Annotated in this window: 29 protein-coding genes and 2 tRNA genes; 4 read left to right on the top strand and 27 right to left on the bottom strand. The window is 69.9% G+C overall.

All coding sequences use genetic code 11. The features are described from left to right. Positions 1-119 precede the first annotated feature (119 nt). Positions 120-218: transfer RNA gene (locus tag ACIP84_RS38325), tRNA-Gly, on the bottom strand. 183 nt (positions 219-401) lie between these two features. Here ACIP84_RS38325 and ACIP84_RS38320 point away from each other — a divergent pair. Continuing rightward, entirely contained in the window at positions 402-605 is a 204-nt protein-coding gene (locus ACIP84_RS38320) for a helix-turn-helix domain-containing protein (RefSeq protein WP_401804986.1), read from the top strand. Between the two features lie 29 nt (positions 606-634). Here ACIP84_RS38320 and ACIP84_RS38315 read toward each other — a convergent pair whose 3' ends face one another. Continuing rightward, positions 635-1,825 (bottom strand): helix-turn-helix domain-containing protein, encoded by a 1,191-nt coding sequence (locus ACIP84_RS38315; protein WP_401804983.1) that lies wholly within the window; start codon positions 1,823-1,825, stop codon positions 635-637. 161 nt (positions 1,826-1,986) lie between these two features. On the opposite strand from ACIP84_RS38315, the gene ACIP84_RS38310 reads away from it, so the two are divergent. The 3 genes from ACIP84_RS38310 (at position 1,987) to ACIP84_RS38300 (ending at position 3,361) form a co-directional block, all read left to right on the top strand. Beyond that, positions 1,987-2,223 (top strand): hypothetical protein, encoded by a 237-nt coding sequence (locus ACIP84_RS38310; RefSeq protein WP_401804981.1) that lies wholly within the window; start codon positions 1,987-1,989, stop codon positions 2,221-2,223. Positions 2,224-2,549: 326 nt separating this feature from the next. Next, positions 2,550-2,638: transfer RNA gene (locus ACIP84_RS38305), tRNA-OTHER, on the top strand. Between the two features lie 279 nt (positions 2,639-2,917). Next, complete coding sequence (locus ACIP84_RS38300) at positions 2,918-3,361, top strand: hypothetical protein (protein WP_401804978.1); 444 nt, start codon at positions 2,918-2,920, stop codon at positions 3,359-3,361. A 65-nt stretch (positions 3,362-3,426) separates the two neighbouring features. On the opposite strand, the gene ACIP84_RS38295 is transcribed toward ACIP84_RS38300, so the two are convergent. The 25 genes from ACIP84_RS38295 to ACIP84_RS38175 all read right to left on the bottom strand — a co-directional run bounded on the left by ACIP84_RS38295 (position 3,427) and on the right by ACIP84_RS38175 (position 23,462). Continuing rightward, the gene (locus ACIP84_RS38295) at positions 3,427-3,690 is read right to left on the bottom strand and encodes a hypothetical protein (protein ID WP_355968781.1); all 264 of its coding nucleotides are present in this window, start codon (positions 3,688-3,690) and stop codon (positions 3,427-3,429) included. Beyond that, the gene (locus ACIP84_RS38290; RefSeq protein ID WP_401804976.1) at positions 3,687-3,923 is read right to left on the bottom strand and encodes a hypothetical protein; all 237 of its coding nucleotides are present in this window, start codon (positions 3,921-3,923) and stop codon (positions 3,687-3,689) included. Before ACIP84_RS38290 ends, ACIP84_RS38295 begins: the two co-directional genes overlap by 4 nt. A gap of 64 nt (positions 3,924-3,987) precedes the next feature. Beyond that, a complete protein-coding gene (locus tag ACIP84_RS38285) occupies positions 3,988-4,743 on the bottom strand; it encodes an N-acetylmuramoyl-L-alanine amidase (protein ID WP_401804973.1) in 756 nt (251 codons plus the stop codon). A gap of 144 nt (positions 4,744-4,887) precedes the next feature. After that, positions 4,888-5,328: a hypothetical protein gene (locus tag ACIP84_RS38280; RefSeq protein WP_355968788.1), complete on the bottom strand. Its 441-nt coding sequence runs from the start codon at positions 5,326-5,328 to the stop codon at positions 4,888-4,890. 8 nt (positions 5,329-5,336) lie between these two features. Further along, positions 5,337-8,069 carry a hypothetical protein gene (locus ACIP84_RS38275; protein WP_401804970.1) on the bottom strand — a complete coding sequence of 911 codons (2,733 nt, stop codon included), beginning with the start codon at positions 8,067-8,069 and terminating at the stop codon, positions 5,337-5,339. Between the two features lie 13 nt (positions 8,070-8,082). Beyond that, positions 8,083-11,502 carry a hypothetical protein gene (locus ACIP84_RS38270; RefSeq protein WP_401804967.1) on the bottom strand — a complete coding sequence of 1,140 codons (3,420 nt, stop codon included), beginning with the start codon at positions 11,500-11,502 and terminating at the stop codon, positions 8,083-8,085. A 147-nt stretch (positions 11,503-11,649) separates the two neighbouring features. Next, positions 11,650-12,108 (bottom strand): hypothetical protein, encoded by a 459-nt coding sequence (locus ACIP84_RS38265; RefSeq protein WP_401804964.1) that lies wholly within the window; start codon positions 12,106-12,108, stop codon positions 11,650-11,652. Beyond that, positions 12,105-12,581 carry a phage tail tube protein gene (locus tag ACIP84_RS38260; RefSeq protein WP_401804961.1) on the bottom strand — a complete coding sequence of 159 codons (477 nt, stop codon included), beginning with the start codon at positions 12,579-12,581 and terminating at the stop codon, positions 12,105-12,107. The genes ACIP84_RS38265 and ACIP84_RS38260 overlap by 4 nt, the downstream gene beginning before the upstream one ends. Before the next feature lie 64 nt (positions 12,582-12,645). After that, positions 12,646-13,080, bottom strand: coding sequence for a minor capsid protein (locus ACIP84_RS38255; RefSeq protein WP_401804959.1), 435 nt, complete (start codon positions 13,078-13,080; stop codon positions 12,646-12,648). Beyond that, entirely contained in the window at positions 13,070-13,429 is a 360-nt protein-coding gene (locus tag ACIP84_RS38250) for a hypothetical protein (protein ID WP_401804956.1), read from the bottom strand. The genes ACIP84_RS38255 and ACIP84_RS38250 overlap by 11 nt, the downstream gene beginning before the upstream one ends. After that, entirely contained in the window at positions 13,426-13,746 is a 321-nt protein-coding gene (locus ACIP84_RS38245) for a hypothetical protein (RefSeq protein ID WP_401804954.1), read from the bottom strand. Before ACIP84_RS38245 ends, ACIP84_RS38250 begins: the two co-directional genes overlap by 4 nt. Next, entirely contained in the window at positions 13,740-14,162 is a 423-nt protein-coding gene (locus tag ACIP84_RS38240; RefSeq protein ID WP_401804951.1) for a hypothetical protein, read from the bottom strand. The genes ACIP84_RS38245 and ACIP84_RS38240 overlap by 7 nt, the downstream gene beginning before the upstream one ends. Before the next feature lie 14 nt (positions 14,163-14,176). Continuing rightward, positions 14,177-14,686 (bottom strand): hypothetical protein, encoded by a 510-nt coding sequence (locus ACIP84_RS38235; protein ID WP_401804949.1) that lies wholly within the window; start codon positions 14,684-14,686, stop codon positions 14,177-14,179. Beyond that, positions 14,670-15,035 carry a hypothetical protein gene (locus ACIP84_RS38230; RefSeq protein ID WP_401804946.1) on the bottom strand — a complete coding sequence of 122 codons (366 nt, stop codon included), beginning with the start codon at positions 15,033-15,035 and terminating at the stop codon, positions 14,670-14,672. Before ACIP84_RS38230 ends, ACIP84_RS38235 begins: the two co-directional genes overlap by 17 nt. 6 nt (positions 15,036-15,041) lie before the next feature. Further along, the gene (locus ACIP84_RS38225; RefSeq protein ID WP_401804943.1) at positions 15,042-16,244 is read right to left on the bottom strand and encodes a DUF5309 family protein; all 1,203 of its coding nucleotides are present in this window, start codon (positions 16,242-16,244) and stop codon (positions 15,042-15,044) included. 12 nt (positions 16,245-16,256) lie between these two features. Continuing rightward, complete coding sequence (locus ACIP84_RS38220; RefSeq protein WP_401804940.1) at positions 16,257-16,949, bottom strand: hypothetical protein; 693 nt, start codon at positions 16,947-16,949, stop codon at positions 16,257-16,259. Between the two features lie 53 nt (positions 16,950-17,002). Then, on the bottom strand, positions 17,003-18,151 hold the full coding sequence (locus tag ACIP84_RS38215) for a phage minor capsid protein (protein WP_401804938.1): 1,149 nt from the start codon (positions 18,149-18,151) through the stop codon (positions 17,003-17,005). After that, on the bottom strand, positions 18,111-19,703 hold the full coding sequence (locus tag ACIP84_RS38210) for a capsid protein (protein ID WP_401804935.1): 1,593 nt from the start codon (positions 19,701-19,703) through the stop codon (positions 18,111-18,113). The genes ACIP84_RS38215 and ACIP84_RS38210 overlap by 41 nt, the downstream gene beginning before the upstream one ends. Further along, entirely contained in the window at positions 19,690-19,911 is a 222-nt protein-coding gene (locus tag ACIP84_RS38205; RefSeq protein WP_401804932.1) for a hypothetical protein, read from the bottom strand. Before ACIP84_RS38205 ends, ACIP84_RS38210 begins: the two co-directional genes overlap by 14 nt. Next, positions 19,908-20,102, bottom strand: coding sequence for a hypothetical protein (locus tag ACIP84_RS38200; RefSeq protein ID WP_401804929.1), 195 nt, complete (start codon positions 20,100-20,102; stop codon positions 19,908-19,910). The genes ACIP84_RS38205 and ACIP84_RS38200 overlap by 4 nt, the downstream gene beginning before the upstream one ends. Before the next feature lie 11 nt (positions 20,103-20,113). Then, complete coding sequence (locus ACIP84_RS38195; protein WP_401804927.1) at positions 20,114-21,349, bottom strand: PBSX family phage terminase large subunit; 1,236 nt, start codon at positions 21,347-21,349, stop codon at positions 20,114-20,116. Beyond that, positions 21,321-21,896, bottom strand: coding sequence for a helix-turn-helix domain-containing protein (locus ACIP84_RS38190; RefSeq protein ID WP_401804924.1), 576 nt, complete (start codon positions 21,894-21,896; stop codon positions 21,321-21,323). Before ACIP84_RS38190 ends, ACIP84_RS38195 begins: the two co-directional genes overlap by 29 nt. Before the next feature lie 46 nt (positions 21,897-21,942). Continuing rightward, a complete protein-coding gene (locus ACIP84_RS38185) occupies positions 21,943-22,128 on the bottom strand; it encodes a hypothetical protein (RefSeq protein WP_401804922.1) in 186 nt (61 codons plus the stop codon). 205 nt (positions 22,129-22,333) lie between these two features. Continuing rightward, positions 22,334-22,867, bottom strand: a complete 534-nt coding sequence (locus tag ACIP84_RS38180; RefSeq protein WP_401804919.1) for a DUF4352 domain-containing protein — start codon at positions 22,865-22,867, stop codon at positions 22,334-22,336. A gap of 223 nt (positions 22,868-23,090) precedes the next feature. Further along, complete coding sequence (locus tag ACIP84_RS38175; protein WP_401804917.1) at positions 23,091-23,462, bottom strand: hypothetical protein; 372 nt, start codon at positions 23,460-23,462, stop codon at positions 23,091-23,093. Between the last annotated feature and the right edge of the window lie 33 nt (positions 23,463-23,495).

Raw genomic sequence — 23,495 nt, 5'->3', positions numbered from 1 at the left:
GTCCCCCAACAGTGGATCCAAAGGGGGCGGTAACGGGTTGGTCTTCTGACCAGCGCAAACGACGGCCCCGGCTCTCTCCCCCAAGAGAGCCGGGGCCATCGGTGTATCGGTGAGCGTGTAGCCCCTCGCCCGGACTCGAACCGGGGTCTCCGCCGCGGCAGGTGCTTGGACGAAACGGTTGCCGCGGGTGGGCTCTTCCTGACTGAGCTACGAGGGGCGCGGAGGTACCCGGCTTGCCCGCGGTCCGGCGAGACCGCAGACGCGCAGAGTTTGTGGAATCTGCGACTCCGATACGGCCGGACTCTATCCGTGATGCGACCGTTTGGGTACTGACTCAAGATCGCCCGCAGCTCAGCGTGGGCAACGTGCCAGCTCGCCGAACTCCCCTGCCTGAATCCGTCTTGCTCCGTCGCGCCGCCCTCGGCGACCGGATGCGCGAGCTACGCACGGCGGCCGGCCTTTCTCAAGACCAGCTGGCGGACCTGATCGGCATGGAGCGGCGCAGCATCCAACGGTACGAAAGCGGGGAGCGTGACCCCCGCTACACGGAGCTGCTCCTCATCGCAGACGCCCTCAGCGTCCCCGTCGCGGAGCTGGTGAGGTAGCCCCGACGGCCACAGGCTGACCCCGTTTCCTACAGCGGCATGCCCGCAAGGTTCGACAGGCGCAGCAGCTCCGGGTTGCTCCGTCGGTGCAACGAGGACAGGACCCGGAGCACCTCCCGGGCCGTGGGATGGATCCGCGCCATCTGCGGTGCGACCTCCCATGCCGCGGAAAGGTTGGTGAGAGCCGCCTCGCGGTCTCCGACATCGAGGTGTGCGCGGGCGACGTTCAGACGCGACGGTGCGACGCGAGTAGCTGGCAGGCCGTCGAGAACGGTGTCGAGGTTCTCCGCGACGGCCAGGGCTTCTTGCGGGCGGCCGAGGTCGAGCCGGGTCGCGAGGACGTGTGTGGTCGTATTCTGTGGCCCGAAGATCATCGAGTGCCGATTCGCGTCCCCGCCACTGAACCACTCGTCGGCTGCGCGCTCGGCAGATGCGATGTGTCGCTCGGCCTCGCGGGCCCCCTCCGTCTTGTCCTCCAGGCGGCCGGCCAGCGTCATCCCGCGCAGGTTCAGCACTCCCACCGCAAACGCGCGTTCTTGCCCGGACAGGGCTGCCTCTGCTCGCGCAATGGCTCGGTCGACGATCACGAGACCGCCGTCGGCATCCCCGCCGTTGAGGTAAGCGCCGGCCCGATCCCGGGCGGCGATCGCCTCTCCGAGTGGACTCGCCCGTTGTTCGACGGCCCACCGCTGCCGGGTCACCGCCAGCTCGGCCATGTCCATCCATCGATGCCGTGCCGCGAGCCAGTAGACGGAGCTGTACACCTCGGCCAGGAGCATCCATGCTTCGGCCGTGTCCTGCGCGTGTGCGTAGGTGGTGGAGTTGCGCAGGAGTTCCGGCAGCCGGGCAAGAACCTGATGCACTCGGGCTGCGTCGCGGGCCGTGCGTACAGCGCCCACGGCGTCCAGAACGGCCCCTTCCTCGGCTTGCGCGCGACCGGGTAGGTCGTAGTCCCGGATTGCCGACCGCAGGGCCGTGAGTCGAGCCTCGTCGACCTCCTCGACTCGCGCGCGGCCAAGCACCTCGGCCATGGAAAGCCCGAGTGCTTTGCCGATCGTTGCGGCGACCGTAGGCGTGAGAGCCCGGTCGCCTACCTCGACCTTGGACAGCAGTGACACGGAGATGTTGGCCATGCGCGCCAGCTGCACCTGAGACAGGCCGCGCTCCTTCCGGATGAGGGCGAGATTCGTCCCCGGTGCTGCGTCGCTTGCTGTGCCCATGTGCCAGTCCTACCCCGTCGAGGTCAGATCAGTGTCTCCATGCTCACAGGCGCGGGCGGGCAGTGCATGGCCTTGTGCAAGACCTGTGCAAGTTCGTATGCACACAGCGTCGTTAACTAATCACTCCAGGCAGCAGCCCGTCAGGAAGTGAGCAGCCGACCATGACCACCCCGACGACCGCACCGCCCACCCGCCCCACCACCGAGGCCGAGGCCGCCGAGGTGTTCCGTAGGCTCCAGGCCGCCATGGAAGGCGCCGGACTTCCGACGAACGGCCTCTACCGCGATGTGCAGCGCGGCCAGAACGGGGACCTCCACGTCTTCGGCCTCGGCCGCGTGACCGTGGCCGGCGCCGAACGGCTGACGGCGATTCTCCGAGCCGCCCGGCGCCAGCCGTGATGTATCGCGAGGGCGACATCGTCACGGATGCCACGCGGGCCCTCGTAGGGCAGGTGCGTGCCGTCGACGGGGCTCTGCTCACCCTTGTACGCCCGGGAGGGTACGAGTGGACCGCGCCCCGCGAAACCTGTTGGCCCGCCAGTCCCGACGAGCGGGCCGCCCTCACCCCGCGCGGCGCCGTCCGCGTCATCACCACTGCGCCGACGCCCGGGTCGCCCTCTTCCTCATCGCCGTAGCTGTCGGCGCGTATGGAGCCGCTCTGTGGCTCAGCATCCCGTGAATCGCCGCCTTGCCGACGTCTACCCCCGTGCTCGGCAAGGCGGCACCCCCTCGTAGCTCAGTCAGGAAGAGCCCGAGCAGGCCGTTTCGTCTACACACCTGCTCGGAGACCCCGGTTCGAGTCCGGGCGAGGGGACTGTCCCGCTCCCATGGGTCTCTTGGTCGAGTGCCAGGGGGCGGGGCTCAGCAAGTGCACCACTTCCACCATCGAGTGAAGGAGCACGCACATGATCAACATGAACCGTTGGGCCACTGTCCAGGGCGACGAGGACCAGGGCAACAAGGACATTGAGACGGGCGACGGCGGCGGCAGCAACCCGACCCAGGGCTGCGGCGACAACTAGCTCACCCCGGCACGTCGCGGGCCCCGCTCTGGCAGGATCGGAGCGGGGTTCCGCACGCGAGGAGAGGCGCCATGGCACGCGAGATCAGCGGTACAGGCAGGGTGACACTGTTTCCCCTGCTTCACATGTGGCCGGACGTCTACGGCGTCGCCGCGTACGCGACCACCGGTCATTTCGGGATCACCGCGGCCGTCGGGTACATCCCGATTCCCGAGGTACCCGACATGAGCCTCCTGGACGTCGGCGCACGGCACAGCAGCACCAACGCCAGCCGAGAGACGCACGCGGAATGGGTTCTGTGCACGGCCTGGAGCGCCCGCACCGTCCTCAAGCCGGGCTCGATGGACGTCGCCTCGGCCGAGTGGTCCCTCGAACCGGACTCGAAGGCCGAGCCGAAGGGCAATGGGGGCAACATGTACGGCCACTCGGAGCTGTACGTCGGACGCTTCACCCTGGTTGACGAGGTGCTGATGAAGCAGGCTCGCGAGCTGCTTCCCGAACTCGCACGGCGGTAGCTGCTCCGAAACAACGAAACCGCCCCCTCCGACGCCAGAGCAGGCGTAGGAGGGGGCGTTGGTGTTCAGCGGGCGGCGAGTTGCCACAGAGACAGGCCGAGGCCGCTCAACCCGACGACAGCGGCGATCGACGGCAGCGGCCACCGGCCCCGTTCGAGGGTGTCGAGGCGGGCCTCGTGGTCGGCGAGCTGTCGATCAGTTTGGTCGCCGCGCTGGACGAGCAGGGCGAGCGAGCCGTCGACCTTGGCAAAGCCCGTCTCCATCGTGCCTCGCAGCCGCTCCAGCTCGACGGCGACCGCTGCCGGGTCGGACGGGGTCGGAATCGTCACCGGCCGCCTCCGTCGGGGCCGTCGATCAGGCCGAGGCCGACGCGGTCGAGGAGGGCCTCGACCGCGGGCAGGGCCATGACGCGGGCGAGGCCGCCCGCGACCGCGAGGGCGCCGGCGACCCACGGCAGGGCCGCGGGGATACCGGACGCGGCGACGATCGCGGGGAGCGCGAGTGCCAGGGCAACGGTGGTCTGGAGCACGGTGCGAACGGTGCGCTTCGTGGCGGGGGACATGCGGGTACCTCCGGGGTAGTGATGCTCGAGCAATGGTTCAAGGTTCAACGAAACCTCGAGGTTTTCAGGGGGCGACGGTGAACCCGCGCTTCTTCGCGAGCTTCTCCAGCGACGCCGGGCCCGGCTTGCCGTCGGCGTCGCCGCCCTTGTAGCCGCACCGGCGCTGCCACGCCGCGTACGCCAGCACGGTCGCCGTGCCGTAGTGCCCATCTGCGACCTCGCGCGCGAGCAGGCCCTCGGCCACGAGTGCCGACTCGACCGTCTTCACGCCGTAGTACGACACCGGAGTACCGCGCTTCGGTGGGTCGGCCTTCGCCGCGGCAATGAGCCGCGACAGGTCCACGACCGGCTTCCCGCCAGAGCCGGAGCCCGAGGCCGGCGGCGGAGGCGTCACCGCCGGCCGCGGGGCTCCGCGCTGCACCCAGTCGTACAGAGCGTCCCCCGGGCAGGAAGTGGGGTGGCCGTCCTTGTGGCCGCCGACCCACTTCCCCGCGCCGCCGTGCTCGCGCAGCTCCTCGATCGCGTCGCGGATGCCGTGCAGCATGTCGTCGGAGGGCTTGGTCAGCCCGGACGAGCCGAGCAGCGCACAGACGGCGTAGTCCTGCGTGTTGAGGGCGGCGGTGCCGTTGGCGCCGGTCCGCTTGTGGACTCCGCGGCCCTCGAAGACCCCGCGGTGCTCGCAGACGAGGAAGTTGTACGCCACGTCGACGTACCCCTCCTTGCGGTTTGCGAGGTGGGAGGCGCGGATCTGGCGGACGTACGCGGCGCACTGCTCGTGCGGCCGGCTGGTGTACGCGGTGCCGAGGTAGTGCACCTTCACTCCGCGAGTGGACCCGATATACGATGCCGGGCTCGATACGGGCGCGCCCCACTGGGCGCGACGGATGATCGCCATGGCGACTCCTGACATGAGAAAAGCCCCGGCCATTTCGGCGCGAGGCAGCGTGTGAATGAGGCGGATCGCTTAGACCGGAGCGTCCACGTGCAAGCCGTCCAAGAGAATTCCGGACGTCGTGTTCGGGCCCGCAGCGGGGAGGCCCACCTGGAAAAGCCCGGCAGGGCTGACGGTGACGCGGATTCCATAGAAGCCGGTGCTGCCACCGGCGAGCTGGAATCCATGCTCGAAAGCAGGTCGGTACCCTGAGTTGAAAGTGAAAGCCGTGACGTTCGCGTTCGGCCCGATGGTGGTGGACGCCACCGCAATACGGCCCTTGTACTCCCAGCGCTCCGCACCCAGAATTCTGACCTTGCGAATCATGGGGGTGAGGGGTGCTGCCGAGAATCCGGACGAGAATGAACCAACCGAAGTCCACGGTGTCCATTCCATAAGTTCTTCAATCAGAGCAGAGTTGAGCTTTCCGGCGGTAAGGATCTGACCCGCCAGGAATGGCGTATAAACCGCCATGGCGCCTCCTACGGGGCGATAACGAGGGGCTGAGCAAGGCGGACAGCGGCGCCGGCCGAGTGGGCTTTGGATATGCCGTTGACGGAGCGGACGACGTTTGCGGTCTGCGTGAGGGTCGTGCCGGTGATGGCGGTCACGCGCACCTGCTCCCCGCCGATGACCACGAGGAACGGGAACTCCGCCGGGAAGGCAGCGGAGTCAATCCAGCGGGGACCGGGCGAGGACACGAAGGTCAGGCTTGTGGCCGTCGCGGAGACATCGGACCCGAGCGTGCAGCCGTCAGTGTCGAGACGGCCGAGGAGCGGGTCGTCGAGCACGCCCACCGTCCACGGAGCGCCCGGCGAGCACGTCAGGATGACGTCCCACGTGAACGTCTTGATGTCCTCGCTGATGCGCTGGACGATGAGATCCACCGGCCCGGGTGGCTGCCAGGGCGGCGTGTCGGTGATCTGCACCCGGTCGCCGATTTTGAGCGTGGAGACGACCGGAATCAGCTCCGGATGCGCGTGAAGCATGATCCGGACCTGCGGATAGCGGGCCTCGTCCCACGTGCCCATATGCAGCCGCCATGAGGCCTGTTGCATGGTCTGGGCGTCCTGGTACAGGGAGAGCGGTACGGCCTCGTCGTAGACGCCGATGGCGGCGACAGACAGCGGGCCGGTTTCCTGCGTCATCCGGGCCGATGATCCGTCGATCCGTTCGACCGTGATGTCGTTGCGGAGCCGGAGGTCACTGTCGGCCGGCTCGAACGGAGTTGTGAGTGCTCCGTACGGAATGACGACGGGCGCCTGATTCTGGAGGCTCGTACGGTCGCGGTACGCCAGCGCCACCCGCTGTGTCTCCTCCGCCAGGATTCCGCCGTCGGAGTCTGCACACTCCTGGAGGAGATCGAGGAGCGCGCCCGGACGCTGCGGTCCCATCAGCTCCGACGTCCGAGCCGGGTCGCCCTGCCACGAGGACAGGGTCACCGTCTGGGCCTCCTCGGCAGCGAGGCGCTCCAGGCGAGTGATCGCCGTCTCGCCCGCCCACGCCGTCTCTGCGCCGAGGAACGGGCCGTTCGGGCCCGAGGAACCCGAGCCGGAACCGACGTTGAGAACGGTCACGTGCCCGACGGACAGTCCGGTGAAAGCGCCGAACACGGTGCTGATCTGCGTTACCGCGCCAGCGCCGTCGGACAGTGACCCGGACAGGCCACCGGTCGTGCCGCCGATGTTGGTCCACCAGATCGCCCAGTTCAGCAAGTTGGGGTTGACCTGGTCCCGACTGGCCTGAACCGTGAGCCGCTGCCACCCCTCGAACGCGTCGGCGCCGATGCCGACCGGCTGGTTGATGCGCGCCGTGCCGTCGAGGTCGAAGGCCTGGAGCGTGGCCACACCGGACCGGAGAAGCACCCGCCAGCGCTTGAGGCTGCCGTCAGTACGCCACCCGAGGATCTCGGCGTCGGCGCCCGGGGCGCTGTCCACCTTGTAGAACACATGGACAGACCACTCCGGCCAGTCCAGTGGATGCCCCGCAGGCAGCGGGACGGTTCCGGTCATCGTGCCGCCGGCCTCGACCGCGGGCAGCGCCGAGGAGGAGGCGAGGGAGGTCTCGGAGCCGAACGTCCAGCGGGTGACCTGGAGCGGGGTGACGCCCTTGATCGGAGAGGCCGCCTGTGTGGCGTTCGGGCCGTCCTCGCACGGCCAGTACGCCAGAGGGGCGTACGAGGGGACCCGGCGCCGGAGAGTGGAGTCGAGCGACTTGCGGCCCTGGCCGAGGCGGCGCAGGACGCCCGCGGTTTCGATGGCAGCGCGGACATCGTGGCCCGAGCGGTGCCATGTGGCCGGCCACGTCGGGACCGCATGAACGACCCGGATGCGACGATCGCTGATCGTCGCGGTGTCCTGCATCGTCCACGTACGGCCCGTGCTGTCGACGAACGAAGTCGCGCCTGCGGCCTGCTGGTCGAACCGCGGAGCCGCTACGACCGTGCCGCCGATGCCGCTCCGCACCTCGGCCGCGAAGATCTCGCCGACAGGGGCGAGGAAGGACAGGTTGGCGATGTCGCCGACCTCCAGCGGCAACGTGTTCCCGTTGAGGCTGGTCGTGCCTGCGGTCACGACAGGCGGGCCGAGGGGTGTCCAGGGTCCGGCGATGGTGGGCGCGGTGTAGAACGTGGCGGTGTGGCCGCCGGCCCCGTTGTCGACGTCGAGCGTGGCCCGGACCGCGATGCGGCGCGAGGGCCCGACCGGGACGACGGTGGAGACGCGCTGGAAGAAGTTGGCGCCGTTCGTCGACCAGCTGAGCTGAATCCTGTTGTTGAACGTGGCGAGGAACCAGGAGGCGGCGCCGTTGGCCCACTTCCCCATGAGGAAGCTCGATGGGGAAGTGGACCAGCTGTCGAGGCGGGCATCGATTCGTACGTCGATGTCGCCGAGGATGTTGAGAGAGGAGTGGTGGGGGGTGGAAGCCCGGTCGCCGACATCATCGGCGATCCGAAGGAAGCGTTCCCCCGCCGTGCACGAGACGCGGAGCGGCGTGTTGCGAGGCAGCTTCTCGTAGTACGGCGAGTTCGGGTTGCGATTGGAGTACAGCCCGCCCGGGGACAGGAGCGTCAGGCTGCCTGTCCCCGGGTCCACGGGGCGGCCCTCGTCGGACCGGCCGTGTGAGAGCTGGATGCCCGTGGACTCGACGACGTGATCGGTGACGTCCGTCCAGGTACCGCCGATCTGGAGTTCCACGCGGGCGTCAGGGACCGGCATCGGGTCCTCCTTCCTACGGCTGACCGAAGGCGAGTTGGACATCACCTCGGCCGTTGGCCTGCACGATTCGGGTGATGGTGTCCTTGAGCCCGTCGCCGTGCAGTTCGATGACGATCGGCTGCTGAGAGGCCTGTGCGCCCGCGTACGAGCCGCCGGCCATGACCTGCGGGCCCATGCCGGGCAGAGATGCGGTGAGGCCCTGGAGCTGCTGCCGAAGGGCAGGCACCTGCGACCGGATACCGGCCTGGAATCCCTCGATCACGCTGCGGCCCGCAGGGGTCAGGAGCGTGGCGTCGGTCTCCGGCGGGCCCTTCCAGTCAGGGATGCTGGCCGTCACGCCGCCGAGAGTGGAGCGCAGCTCGCCGAGCATCGACCGGACACCGCTGATCAGGCCCCCGATGATGTCGCGTCCTGCCTGGTAGAGGGTGCCTCCGAGGTTGCCGAGGGCCCGGACGATCCGGCTCGGCAGACCACCGAACACCTGGTCCAGCTCACGCAGCGCGGACCGCACGTTCTTCACGAGGTTCTGTCCGGTCTCGCGGCCCAGACGGGACGCGGTCTGGCTGAGCTGGGACAGAGCGCCCGACGCCCGGTCTCGCATCGAGAGCAGGCTCTTGACGAGGTCATCCGCGAAGTTCCGCGCGATGGTCTTCCCGTAGGACAGGGCCCCGGAAAAGTCGCCTCGCAGAAGCGCCACGATGGCCCGCACTGCGGGAATCACGTACCGCTGGATCATATCGGCCAGGGCCTTGAAAGCCCCGCTCGTCAGCTTCGTCATGAGGCCGATCAGAGGAACGATGATCGGCATCAGCTGATCGAGCATTGCAATCGAGAGTTCCAGCATTTCCACGATCACCGGAGCCAGCTCGACAAGCAGATCAGCGAAGGCCACCCCCAGGTCGGTGAGACTCGGAGTCAGGCCAACGATGGCTTCGGTGAGGAGGGGAAACACCTTTCGGATCAGCTCGATCATCGGCGGCAGGAGCTTCGGGAGTACCTGCGTGGCCAGCGCCGACAGGATCGGCATCAGCATGTCGCTGGCGGCCTTCGCCAGCGCGGCCACGAGCGGAGCCGCGGCCTTGATCTGCTCCCCGAGCAGCTTGAAGATCGGCGCCAGGATCGGCAGCGCGCCCGCGATCAGGTCGGCCGCGAGGTCGACCAGCGGGAGCGCCATGACGACCAGCTCGCCGAAGGCCTTCGCGAGTTCGACCATGACGGGCCCGAGCGCATCCGCGATCTTGAGCAGGCCCGTGCCGAGGTGCTTCACCAGCTGCTCGACAGGCGGGCCCAGCGCCGAAAAGACCTGACCGAGGCTACGGACCAGGCTCACGAGGACCGGGGCAACCGAACGTGCCACCTGCGCCATGACACCGAACAGACTCTTAAGACCGTTCTGCACCTCAGGCGAAGCAAAGGCTGCTTCGAGGGCCCCCGTGATCTCTTTCAGCACCCCGAGCATGCCGCCGCCAGACACCTCAGCCGCCTTGAAGACGTTGCCGAGGATGCCGAAGACGTTGCCGACGATTTCGGCAAGATCGCCGATCAGGTCGATCGCGTGCTCGATGGCCTTCTGGAGGGCGCCCGACTCGAACGACTTCGCCAGCTTGGCCATCAGCCGGTCGAACGCTTTGCCGCCGGCCTTGGTCAGCCGCTCGAAGCTCGGCCCGGCCGCCGCGGCGAGCGTGCCGAGCGCCGTTACCATCTGCCCCGGCATCCGGGACAGGTTGTGCAGCCCCTTCGTGGCCGAGCCCATAGCCCGCCCCAGCACGCCGTTTTCCGCCAGCCCACGGGCCGCGCCCAGCACGCCCTTACCCATGGCGTTGAGAGCGTCAGCCGAGCCCACGAGGCCCTTCCGCAGGACCGGCAGCACGCTGCCAGCCGTACGGGTCAGCTCGCCCGCGAGGCCCTTGAACAGGTGCTCCTGAACATCGAGGCGCAGCGCGTTCCACGCGGGCTTGAGCGCGATCACCGCGCGGACGAAAGCCTGCGCGGCCGGTGCGAGCTTGGCCATGGCCTCCGCGAACGGATCCACACCGCCCCCGCCGCCCCCGCCGCCGGCCGGTTTCATCGCGTCGTTGAGGGCCTCCTGAGCGCGGCGCACCTGCTCGATGCCGTCGGCCGCCGTACGGGCGGCCTCCTTGCGCGCGTCCGCGAGGTCTTCCTCACGGTCCTTCACAGTCTTCTGCGTGTCCGCGATGCGCTCTTGCGCCCGTCGAACCGCATCCGAGCCCTCGACGCCGGCCCGGTTCGCCGCCGCCGTCTCCTCGCGGAGACGCGCGGTCTCCGTCTGCTGCCTACGGAGCCCGAGCACCGCCCGGTCATACGCAAGCTGCGCCCGCTCGATGTCGCGCGGGTTGCCCTTCTTCCGGGCCTCGGCCAGCTCCTTCTCAGCGTCGGTCACATCGTTGACCGCGCCACGGAGGTCCAGCTCCGCGCCTGCAAGCTCGCTGTTCAGGTCTTCCAGCTCGCGGGCACCTTCGGCCCGAGCGTCGTTGAGGGCGAGCTGAGCGGCACGGGCTTCCTTCTGCGCGTCAACGAGGTCTTCCTCGGCCTCGGTGACCTGCTCGACCGCCCGCTCGGTCGCCTCCGCAGCGTTCTTAACCGCGTCTTTCAGCGCCGTCTGGGCCGCTGCGACTGCCTTGGTGTTGTCCGCTGCACCGCCCGCTGCACCGCCGACGCTCTTGAAGCTCGCGCCAATCGCCGCGCCCACACCGGACATACCGATCTTGAGCGCGCCACCGGCCTGCGCCAGCGCAAACACTGCAGTGGCGGCAACCGCGGCTGCCGGAGCGATGTTCGCCAGGGCCGCCGCGGCTCCAGCCGCGACCGGGATGATCGCGCCGACCCGAGCAGCCATGAGGCCAGCCGAGCCCGCCACCCCGCCCATCGTGCGCGCGGCCGAGACGACCCGGTCCATGGACAGAGACGCCCGTCGGCCCTCGCGGTCGACGGTCCGCAGGCTGCTCCCCGCGCTGTCTCCCAGACGGATGAACCGGCCGCGGGCGTCCCGCATCGGGCCCGCGGTGCGCTGAACGCTGGCGGCTGTCGCGTCGCCAAGCTGCGTGACCTGCTCGGTTGCGTTCTGCAGCGGTTCGTCCAGGCGGCGCACGGACTCCGCAGCCTCGGTGCCGAGCCGGGCGAAACGACCGGAGGCATCCCGCAGCGGCCCTTCCATCTGGCGCACGGACTCCGCCGCTGCGCTTCCCGCACTGGCGAAGCGTCCCCGGGCGTCCCGCAGCGGGCCGTCCATCCGCTGTACGGTCTCGGCGACCTCAGCGCCGAGGCGGGCGAACCGCCCGCGCACGTCCCGGAGTCGGCCGTCCACGTCGCGGGAGAAGCCCCGCATCTGGAGTTCGGCAGCGGTGAGCCCCCGGCGCAGTCCGGTGTCGTCCACGTGGATGTTCGCGACCAGCTCGCCCACGGTGAGCGTCATGAATCAGACCTCCCGTCGGTCAGGTGGATCTCAGGGCGGCCCGGATCTCGTCGGGGTCGTCGATGATCGAGATCTCGTCTCCGGCCATGCGCCGCCACATGGACTCGGGGGAGAGGCCGGAGACGAGGGCGTAGAACCGGCGCCGGGTCAGGTGCGCGATCGCTTGCGCTTCGATCCCGTACTCCCGTTGGAAGTCCGCTTCGAGAGCCCACCAGTGCCGCTCGATCGCTCGCGCCGTGCGGCTCGGTTCGGCTGCGCTTTTCCCGCCTTGGCGCCCTCGCCGTTCTGGACGACGTCGTACGCCTCGGCGAACGTGAGCGGCTTGCCGGCGGCATGCGCCAGGCCCCACGTGAGGACGGTCTGAAACTCGGTGAGGCCCATGCCGTTCTCGCGCCACTGCTCCATGCAGTCGATGCCGAAGATCAGGGAGACCAGCTCGGCGACGTCGTCCTCTTCGGCGGAGTCCTGGAGTTCCTGGACGCGGCGGTCGACGATGAGGGGGATGTCGGTCGGGACCGCGATCGTGACGCCGCGGATGGTCTCGGTGTCGCCACGGGAGACCTCGGCCCAGAACGCGTCCCACGACTCGTTCACGCGGGCGGTCATGCCTTGGCCGCCGTGGTCGAGTCGCCGGAACGGGTCACCGTGGCGGACCAAGACACCTTGTCGTTGTTGCCGCCGCCCTGGTCACCCATCTGCCACGTCGCCTGCCACACCTCCCACGTGGTGTCACCGGGCGCGGCGAACCGGAAGCCACACAGGCTGTCGTTGCCGAGGCGGCGGGCCTGCGCCTCGGCGAGGGCCATCGCGGGATCGAGCGCACCGGTGGCGGGGTCCTTGAGCCGGAAGCCTTCGAGGCTGAGGGACATGCCTTCCTGCATGTTCTGGGTCTCGGCGCGGCCCTGGGAACCGAACGTGGTGGTGTCGGTGGACTCGTAGTCGTAGCTTCGGGAGAACGTGTTGATGCCGCCCTCGCCGCTGCCGGCCTCGGCGGTGCGGAAGGCAACCCACGTGCCGGGGTTGAGGAGATCCTCGATCTCGAACTCGCAGTCGCGAGCGTTGTACTTGCGGGGTGCCATGGCTCCTCCTGGGCATGACGAAGAGCCCGCGGCCGGGTGGGCAGCGGGCTCGGAAGCGGGTGGGTCAGGCGCGGTGCGCCGTGGGGGAGTGGATCTCCGTGCGGAAGTTCGCGACGTGCTCGTGCCGGCGGTTCTCGTCCGCGCCCATGTGGGCGGCGTCGCCCTGGAGGCAGACCGAGAGGATCAGCTCGGTTCCGTCCGGGAGCGTGACCGGGCCGAGGCCGTGCAGCGCGGAGCGGATCGCCCGGCAGCGGCGGCGGGATACGCGCGGGTCGAGGGTGCCGCGTACGCGGACCTGAACGCGCGGTTCGTCGTACGCGAGCAGGGAGTCGGGCTCGGACCGGTCGTCGTAGACGGTCAGGACGACCGCCTCATCCGGTGCGGAGGGCATCTGCTCGATGAAGCAGTCACCGGCCATGCCGTCCGGGTCGTAGGTGACGAGGCCCCGTTCGTTGAGGTAGCGGGCGAGGCCGTCGAGGAGGTCGGGGTCACCGGCCACGGAACCACCTCCGCAGGTCGACCGCCATGAGCCGTAGGACGACGTCCCGTTCGCGGTTCATGGGAATTTCCAGGTACTTCGCGGACCGTCCGGGCAGGTGCCGCCAGGTCAGCTCTTCGTGCTGGCGGACTGCATAGACCGTGTCGAAGGTGACGGCGCCGTTCAGGCCATCCCGGACAACGCGGCCCGAGCGTTCGAGGGTGCCCTCTTCGAGAGGCACGATCTTCCGCGCCTCGAAGAGCACATGTTCGAGGCCCTTCTGTAGGCCCTCGCCTGCGAGCCGTCGGCCTCGCGACGTCCACTGACGGCTGGCGTTGCCGGGCGTGAACCGCGTGTACTGCGGGCTCACAGGAGGTGCACCTCGACGTGATCCGGGGTCGGCATGCCCCCGCCTGACCGGTCGAGACGCGCAATCGCTCGGGTGACGCGGCCGTCTGGCAGGGTCACGCGCGATTCGGCCGGGCACACCAGGCCCGGCCGGGCGTAGACCGTCGAGGAAGAGGTGACCTCCTGACCGGACGGGGCGCGCACGGTTCGCGTCTCCTCGTCGAGGAAGCAGCGGACCGTGACGGGCGGCCCGAACTTTGGGCCGTACGCACCGGCCCCGAGGTACGGCTCGACCGTCACCCAGTGTCCGAGCATGAACGCGGGCAGAACCGTCAGCACGTGCTCACCGCCCCTACATCGAGCAGGTCCGGAGTCAGGTCCGGGGACCGGAGCGCATCCCAGACGGCCGGGGCAATCTGCCTGCCGGGCGCCTCGTCGCCGCTGGTCGCGGTCACGGACCGGCTCAGTTCAACCGTTCCGATCCTGACGTCCCCCCAACCGACCGCAGCCGCGCCCGTCACGTCGCCGACGTCGACCCCCCATTCCGCCTGCGCGCAGACGGCCTCCGCGAATGCCTCGGAGACGAGAGGGGCGGCGGGGAGGCCGCCCTCGTCGACCGCGTACACGCACAGCCGGAACACCTTGCTGTCGAGGAACTTCGAGGCCCGCCTGAGCCGGGTCTCGATGTCCGCCGGCGCCGGAGCGACGCCGGTGAACTCCTCGTACTGGGTGACGGTCGCGTAGACGCGAGCCATGGCGACCACCCCCTCTACGCGCTGGAGCCGATGACGACGATGTCGTACGAGACGGGTGTCCCGCCCGAGCTGTTGGCGACCTTGAGGAGGTCACCGGTTCCCGCGGCGACGGCGTAGGTGGTGGCATCGGCAGCACCGGTCATGACGGCCAGCGTGGCGCCAGGGCGCAGCGTGATCGTGCCGGTCGCGTTGAGCAGGGTCGCCCACGGTGTTCCGGCTGCCGCTCCGATGACCACGTTGTTGGTGTTGGCCGCGGCGGCGGAGATGATCAGGCCCTTCACACGGACGAAGGTGAGCGCAGCCCCGAAAGCGTCCGTCAGGACGCCGGCGAGGTCGAGATCCTCCGTCGCGGACGCGGCGAGCGTCCGCGTGTCGGTGAACCGGAGGTCCGCCTTGCCGGCGCCGGTGCCCGACTCCAGGTGCAGACCCCGCCGCCACGCCAGCCGGTCAGCCGGCGTGGACAGGTCCGCGGCCTTCGTGAGGGTCCCCGAGACGGAGACGCCGAGATCACTCACCAGCCCCATCGGGCTCACCTCCGTACACCTTGATCAGGTCGTCCTTCGTGACGGCCTCGGCCTCGGCCTGCTCGGCGCCCTGGAGGACCGCGAAGGCCACCCACTCCGCCTTCGCTGCGCCCTTGGCCGGACGCTCGACGAGAGGCTCCGGCTCGACGGGCGCGACCGGGACGACCGGCTCGATCGGGACGACCGGAGGGTCCGGCTCAACCGGGGCGGGTGGCTCGTCGGCCACCGCGCGCCAGCCCGACGCCGGATCGGCCGCGAGCTGCTCCAGCTCAACGGCCTCGGGGCTCCCCTCCAGGGGGCGCACACTCTCAGCGACGTGCCCGCCGCTCGAACGCTGGTAGATGGTCACGGGCGATCAGACCTTGAGCCCGGTCATGACGGCGTGCGCCTTCTCCGAGCCGTACTTGAGGCCGACCTCGCCGTACAGCTGAACCTTGTCCGAAGCGCCCGTCTTCGCGAGTTCCTCCTCGAAGAACACGCCCTTGCCCGGGATGTTGAGGAACACCGGCATCAGCTGCTCCAGGGACGCCACGGTGAGGACGTCCTGGGGCATGTGCCGGTCCATCATCACGGACAGGGTGCCGAAGTCGGTGACGATCGTGTCGACCGCGACGCCACCGACAGTGCGGGACGTCTCGGTGAACTTGCCGTACGCCTCGGCGAACGCGTTCGACAGAGCCCGCTTCTGCGCCGAGTTCACGATGAACGTGGCGGTCTCCTGCTCCGAGATGCCGCCGTTGTCGTAGGCAAGCTGGAGCAGGTCACCAACGTGGGCCGGGGTGAGAGCGGTCTCCCACGGGTTGGTGTACGCGATACCCGTGGCGGTGCCGAGGGTGATCGCGGCGCCACCGGCGGACGTCGAGACCTTGAAGGTGTTGGCGTCGACCGCGTCCACGAAGTAGATCCGGCCGGCCACGATGCCGGTCGCGGCGCCCGTGGCCGTAAACACGATCTTGTCGCCGTCGACCAGGCCGTGACCAGTCGCGGTGATCGTGTCCGTCGCAGAGGTCGCGCCGGTCGTGGTGACGCCCTTCGCGATCCGGTTCGTGGTGATCGCGGAGAGAAGCCCCCGCGTCTGCCGGGCGGTCGCGTTGGACGTCGGGTTGGCGTGCTGACCGTTGATGAACGACCAGTTCACGTCGAGCGCCATCTGCTTGAGCGCCTGCGTGACCTGCCAGTCCAGCTCATTCGTCACCGGGTTGGACCCGCCGCCGTGGTTGAACGGCGCGGACTGCGGCGACGCGACCTGACCGATCGCGGCCTGCTTCGTGTAGGAGACCGACACGGCCTCCTGGTGGATCTGCACGACGTTCTTCACGTTGCCCCGAACCCGACTCTCAGCGGTCGGCGCGTCGGCGCCCTCCGTTCGGGTGCGCTGCGCCGGGTCGCGCAGGTCGTAGGTCTCCCACTCGAACTCCGTGGCAGTGGTCATGCCGCCGCCGGTGAGGCCGCCGATGGCCGACAGGAGCGGGGTCTCCGTCGGGGTGAGGGCGAACAGCTCGCCCGTGTAGTTGGGGAGGTTGAAGGTCGTGCCCATCCCGGTGATGCTGCCGGCCATGGTGGTGACTCCTTAGCTCTGAGCGGCCTTCTGCCGCTTCAGTCGGATGACCGTCGCGAAGTCCCGCTTGGCGGTGGCCTCGGCGATCTGCTTGTCGATGGAGGGCTGGTCTCCGGAGCCGCCGGAGCCGCCCATGTCGGCGCCGGAGCGCCCGGCGCCGCGCGGGGCGAGCTTGGCGAGCTTCTTCACCGCGGCGGTGATGCCGTCGGTGTCGACCGCGCCGTCGGCCCCGACGAACTTGGTGGTGTCGATGAGGTCGGCGGCCTCGCCAAGGTCGATCCCGGCTCGGGCGACGGCGGTTTCGAACTGCGCCGCAGCGAGCTTGGCGCCGTACTCGGCGGCAGCAGCCGCACGGCCGGTCTTCTCGGCCGCGGTGACCGCCTTCTCCTGCTCGGTCTGGTTCGCGGCCCGGAGTGTCGCGAGTTCGTCGGCCGCGCCCTTGTTGTCCTTGGCGCGCTGCTCCCACTTCCGGGCCTCGGCCTTCCAGTCCGTGCCGTCGCCGTTCGGGGCGGGGGCGGCCGGCGGAGCCGGAGGCGTAGCGGGCGGGGTGCCAGGGCTACCGGCGGGCGGTGTGCCACCGGAGCCGCCTTCGCCCTCGCCGTTGCCACCCGCGATGACGTAGATCGGCGCGCCGTTGCGGCGGTACCCGATCACCGCCCCGGCAGGGTGCGTGGCCTGCGGGTGCTGGAAAGGGGTGCGGTGCATGGTGTTCTCCCGTTTCGGGTGTGCCTGTGGCCGTGCGGCCATGGGGCGGGCGTTCAGCGTTTGGAGCCGATCTGCTCGCGCGCGGGCTTGCGGCGCAGGACGTCGTGGGCGGCCACGTGGGCGCGCTGGGCGGCCTGCCACTTCCGTACGAAGGCCCCGGCGCGGCGCCGTGCGGCGTCGTCCATCGCGGCGGCCTGGACGCGCTTCCAGCGGCGAATGTGCCGCTCGATCTCGCGCTGCCGCTGCGTGTCCTCGTACGTCGTGTTCGGGGTGGGGTGGTGCGGTGGCCGGGTGGTGACGCCCGGCAGGTACGCGCCGAGGCTGTGCCGGCAGTTCGGGTGAAACAGGCCGCTCGCGCGCGCCTCGGCCAGGCTCCCCGCGACGTGCACGGCAACCGTTTCGGGCGGCCGGAGCTGCGCCCGGAGCCCGGTCGGCTGGATTGACCTCGCGACGCGAATCGTGTGCGCTCCGGACTCCGGGCCGAGGGTGAGCACCTCGCCCTCCCACGGTCGGCAGAGCGGGCATTCGAGCGGAGAGTCGGAGACGATGACGAGACCGACGCGGATCTCCGCGAGGGCGTCGATGTGGCCCTCGACAGCCGCGCGTGCCGTCACGCTGCGCACCGCCATCTCCGCGTACGAGGCCATCTCCCACCGGCGGCCGGCGGAGTCGACGAACCCGGTGACACCCTGCTGCGCGAACTCGTCGAGGGCGCGCTGAGACGCCTGTCGACGGGTCATACCGGTGAGCAGCTGCGTGCCGGACGCGCGGGCGATGATCCGCCGGTAGGTGTCGACGACGGCCCGGGTGATTCGCTGGTAGACGGGTCGGGTGTCCTCGGCCATCGAGGCGGCGAGCCGGTCGACGGCCGGGGCGTTCGGCAGGGTGTCCCGGGCGACCAGCTCGCGGCCGATGTCGAGCGCCCCGAGCTCGGCGACGGCGGCCTGTCGGCCGCGGTTGTAGGCGGTGACCAGGGCGCGCCGTACGGCACCGGTGGTGTCGGTCTGGAGCGCCTCGGAGACCTGCTCGACGGCGGCCCGTAGGTTGCCGATCGAGGCGAGCTTGAGTTCGGCCCACCGGGGCGACTCGATGTCCTCCTCCAGGGCGCGGGCGAGCAGCTCCAGGAGCGCGCCCTCCGCGTCCCGGTAGAGGGCGCCTACCTCATGGGCGAGGTCCTCCGCCATCGCTGGGGAAACCGGCATCGGCGTCTCCCTCCGCTCCGGTCAGGGTCGGGTCGGCGGTCGGGCCGCGCCCGTTCTCGTCGAGGATCAGGGCGACCTCGGCGGCGACCTGCTTGTCGTCCCAGTCGGGGTGGTTGAGCCTCACGAGGGTGTCGGTCGACGCGGCCTCGGCGCGGCGGAGCAGCTCCGAAGTGGTCGCCAGCTCGCCCGCGGACTCGCTGATCGAGTCCTCGAACTCGACCTTCGGCGGCTCGGACAGGTCGAGGCCGTTGACGCGGAACCGGAACCCGGCCTCGACCGCCAGGAGCGCGGCCGTGACGTCGGAGATAGCCGGGGCGGCGTACAGGGACTTACGGGACCGGGTGATCAGGGTGCGACGCTGCCGCGCCCGGATCTCCGTAGCGGTCACCGCACTGCCCTCGGACGCCTCGCCGAACGTGCTCGCGGAGTATCCGGCCTGGCGGGCGGCCTCGTTGACGAGGGCGGCGCAGGTGTCGGAGTGCTCCTTGACGCGGATGGCGAACTGTACGACGTCCAGCGGCTTACGGGTGCCGCTCATGTCGGGTGGCATGTTGAGGCCGCTGTAGACCCGCTTTTCCTCCTGCCACGAAGCACCCTTGCCGGGGCCCTCGGACCTGAGCAGCGAGTCGGCGACGACGATGCGGCCCTTACCGTTCTGGATGTCCCTCATCCACGAAGACCAGGACTCGTCGAGGGAGTCGAGGATGCCCTCGATGCCCTGGAAGTCGGACTGCCCCCAGTAGGCCGCGGTCGGAATGTGGCGCCAGCTGCGCGCGGGGCGCACGTTGGGCATGTACGAGGCGGTCAGGTGGTCGGGTGCGCCGGTGTCGAGGCCGCCGAACGCGTCGACCTGCGACGCGAGAGGCTCGGTGGCCTGATGGTCGGCAAGCGGCCGGACAGCGCCGAGCGTGGTGCCGGTGCCCTCGTACAGGCCGTGGTAGATGCGGCCCTTCTCGTGTCGCTCCAGGTGCCGGAACACGCGGCGGTCGTCGATGCCGTCCGGGCCCGGGAGAACGGTCCAGAACGTCACCGCGGACAGGCGGCCGTACCGGAACTCGGGGACCGCGCGGTCAGCTGCGACCGTGTCGATCCACGGCCGGTCAGAGACGTCCTCGTCCCAGACGACGCGGAAGAACACCCCGCCGAGCGCGGCGCACAGTTCGCCGCCCTCCAGGAGGGTCGGGTGCAGCCCCTTCTTCACGAGGTCGTCGAGGCGTGCCTGGGTGGTGGTGTCGCCGCTGATCAGCTTCGGCGGCTCGGAGAACAGAAGCCCGGACGACGTCCGAGCGATGTCGCCAGCGAGGGGGATGTGAAGCTTGTCGCGCTTCTCGCCGTCGGGTGTCGGTGCGCCCCAGAACCAGCGGGCGACACGGCCCCGGACTCCGCCGGCGTACTGCGACGGGCGGTTGGGCGTGCCGACGGTGCCGCGCTGGGCGTACCGCTGCTCCAGGCGGTCAGGCTCGGCGGAGTACCAGGCGTCCCAGTCGGCGAGGTCGGACTGCACGATGGGGTCGATGGGCGGCCATGTGGTGCCGGAGTCAGGAAGCGGCATCGCTGCTCACCTCCGGCTCGTCGAGGTTGTCGACGTACTCGACGGCGGCCGTGGCCGCGTAGAGCTCGAACTCGACGCGGGGTGGGGCGTCGTATTCGTGGTGGGTGGTGACGGCGCGGACGCCGTGCAGCTCGCAGCCGTCGAGGAAGACTCGGGCGCGCCGTGTCCCCTTCTCCATCAGGACGCGGACGTCGTGGCGAGGCATCATGCGACCTCCCTTCCGGTGAGGGCGCGCCACAGGGCCCATGCGCGGGCGCGGTAGGTGATGCGGGCGGAGAGGATGACGTGCATCTCCCGGCGGCCGTCGCCGAGGACGGCGGGCAGCGGGCGAGGGGTGCTGATGACGATGTGGGCGCCGGTCCAGCGGGGGAACGGCGGCAGTGGTGCGCGCGTGGGCACGGGCGGCCTCCTTACGCGGCGAGGGTGAGCAGGTGCCGCCACTCGTGGGCGGTGGAGTGCACGGCGTAGCGGAGCGCATCGACAGAGTGGTCAGCGACCTTGACGGGCTTGTCCTCGCCCTTCTCGGCGGCCTTCTCGTCCCACACGTAGCCGGGCATCTCCTCGATGAGGCCAGTGCAGGAGCGGTGGACGCGGAGCAGGCCTGAGGCGAGGAGCGAGGCCACGGAGCGGATGCCGTCGACGACCTCGTTGTGGGCGCGGGCCAAGTTGGGGAGGGACCGGTCGTCGAAGGCCTGCGCGATGAAGCTGGCGGCGGACGGGTCGACGAACGACCACTCGGGGACGATGCCGCGGTCTCGCAGCCATGTGCCGATGGCCTCGGAGTACTGCGCATCGGTCATCTGCCTCATGGCCTTGCGGGAGTCGTGTCGCCACTCCGCGCAGGCGTACAGGCGGCCGTCGACGCCGAGGCCGAGGAGGATCACGGACGTCGGGTTGACCGTGCCATAGTCCATGCCGAGCCAGTACCGCGTCATGGCCGGCAGGGTGTCGACGACGTGCTCCGCCTCGTCCCATGCCTCGTAGATCGCGCCCTCGGCCATGACCCAGAGCCCGAGAATGTTCCGCTTGTAGAACAGGCCGCGGTACGACGCCTTGGTCCGCGCCTTGTACGCCTCGGACAGGCCCGGGTTGTCGTCCATCTGGAAGTGCCACGACTTGAGCCGGGTCTCACGCGGGCGGAGGAGGTACTCCTGCTTGGCCCAGTGCTGCGGGTTGTCGGGGTTGGTTGTCCCGAAGATCTTCGAGCCCTCGACCGAGCATCGAGCGTTGAGCTGGTCGTAGAACGTCCTCGGGAGGGTGGTCAGTTCGTCAACGTAGGCCCCGGCGCAGGTGAGTCCGCGGACCTTGGGTTCGGCCTGGGCGTCGTTGGCGCCGAGGCAGTGCACGACGCGGCCGAGGACGGACGCGGTGGGCGCGCCGTTGGTGTAGTGGATGTCCCGGGTGAGCGTGCCGAAGATCGTGGAGTCGGTGAGTGGCCCGAACACGTTGCGGGCGAGGGAGTCGCGGGTGCGGCCGACCATGACCAGCTCGCCGCCGGCGGGCCGGTTGCACACGAAGTCGAGCCACGCGATGAGGGACGCGATCGTCTTCCCGGATCGGACCGAGCCTTCCCAGATGTTCTGGAAGGCGATGGCCTCGATGATCGAATCGATCTGTTTACGGGACAGGGGAAGGGGCGTCCGCATCGGGGCCTCCTTCCTCGCCGGGCTCTGGCTCTTCCGGCTCTGGCGGGGGGCCGCCGTGGTGCTCGATGTAGTCGCGGAGGAGCGCGGCACGCAGGTCGCCGATCACCGAGCGGGATTCGGCGGCGCCGTCGTCCTTCGGGGGGACCAACTTGAGGGAGCGGTCGAGGGCGGCCGAGGCGGTCGCCATCATGGTGCGCCGGTCGGCCGGTGTCGGCTCGGGCTGCCAACGCTCGTCGTACTTGTGGTCCTTGCCGCCCCACTCGAAGTAGAGGTGGGGAAGCACCATCTTTGAGATCTCGCGTTCGGCTACGTCCTGGAGCGTCTCGGCCATGGCGGCGCGGCGGGCGGCGAGGTCGGCCTTGCGGGCGGTGGTCGCCGCGGCGACCTCGGGGGCCCGCTCGAAAGACAAGCCCATGTCGGTCGCGAGCTTGGACACGGTCGAGGGGGAGCGGCTGATCTTGCGGGCGATGTCGTTGCGGGACATGCCCTCGGCGTGGAGTGCGCGGACCTGCTTCCGGTCCTTCTCGGTGATGGGTCGGGCGGCCACGACTCACCTCCTCGCCGAGGGCGGTCTCTGGGAGCGCCCTCGGGCGCTACTGCGCCGCCTCGACCTTGTGACGTACGGCCTCGGCGGCGAGCTTCCACCCGTTCTGCACGGGGGTGCCGATGTTGTCCCAGTCAGGCAGCTCGGTCCCGGCGACGCTCTTCCCGTCGACGCTGTTGCGGTACGCCTCGTAAGCGGCCTTGCCGATCTCGTTGGACGTAGGGCGGAACTGCATCGGCGCTCCTCAGGGCTTCACGGCGGCCTCCTGGGCGCGCGCGGGCATGCGAACGCCCCGCCATCGGGTGGGGTGATGGCGGGGCGTAGGGCGGCATCCGTTTCTGGGCACGCCGGGGTCGCCCCCGATTAGATCACGGAACGGTAACGGCGTCCATCGCGGGCGCGACTGCCCCGGCGACCGGACGCGGCCGGGCGCGACCGGGTCACTTCACGGGGCCGCGTACGCCGTCGCCGAACATGCCGTCGGTGAAGGTGACGTAGGCGGGGGTGATCTTGCCCTTGACGGTGATGATGCCGGTGGCCTTCTCGCCCTTCGTGAGGTCGAGGAGGTCCATCTGGTGTTTGTCCATGCCCAGCTCGGCGGCGTGCTTGGCGCCGGTGCTGTCGGTGACCGTGAAGTACAGCGGGTTGGTGCTGATGGTCTCGTTGCTGCGGTTGGTGATGGTGACGGTGACGCTGGTGTATGCGCCGCCGTCGTGCAGGACGGACGGGGTGAACTCGGCCTGTGCGGCGGCGATGGTGACGGGGGCGTCGTCGGCCGGCTGCTCCTTCGGTGCCTCGCTCTTCGGGGCGGCGGCGCTCTTCTTCGGGGCCGGTGCGGCGGTCGTGGTGCGGGCGGGCGCGTCATCGCTGCTTGCCGTGGTGTCGTCGCCGAGGAGCGCGCCGAGGATGCCGAGGAGGACGATCACGCCCACGATGCTGCCGAGGACGATGGCGATGATGGCGCCGGCGCCCATGCCTTTCTTCGGCGGGGGAGGGCCGTACGGTCCGGGGTGTCCGGGCGGGGGCGCCCATCCGGGCGGCGGGGGCTGCGGGGGTCCGTACTGGGGCGGTTGAGACATGGCGCGCTCCGGTGTGGTTCGTGTGACGACACGGTGAACGTACCGGGCGGAGGCTGGTCGCGGAGGCGGTATGGGAAAGCCCCGGCGCGCGGGTGCGGGCCGGGGCTTTCGGGGTCGGTCATTCTGCGGGGGGTGCCTCGGTGGCGAGCTGCTCCAGCCCGCGCAGCCATGCGGCGCGGCGGCGGTCGGCGGCGGCGTGGATGGCGCGCACGAGTGGCGCGGGGAGTTCGCCAGTCTGCTTGTCGGCGAGGACGTTGAGGTCCTGAACGAGCGTCCGGGGCAGGTTGAAATGGATGGGCGGCGCGGTGGGGTCTCCGCTGGTCGGGGCGGGTGGCGCAGGGTCGGGCGCCACGGGTGCGGCCAGGTCGTTCGCCACGGTGCGGTGGTGGATACGCAGTTCGCGGGCGATGGCGCGGTTGGAGTATCCAGCGGCGTTCAGCTGGCGCGCGCGGGCGCGCCGCTCGGCGATGGGTAGGGTGGGCGTAGCCATGACGGGGGTTGCTCCTGTCGTGGTCAGGGCCCG

The organism is Streptomyces sp. NPDC088707, from assembly GCF_044752725.1.
Classification (GTDB): domain Bacteria; phylum Actinomycetota; class Actinomycetes; order Streptomycetales; family Streptomycetaceae; genus Streptomyces.
The sequence above is the reverse complement of the archived record's forward strand: the minus strand, read 5'-3'. Positions and strand labels throughout refer to the sequence as shown.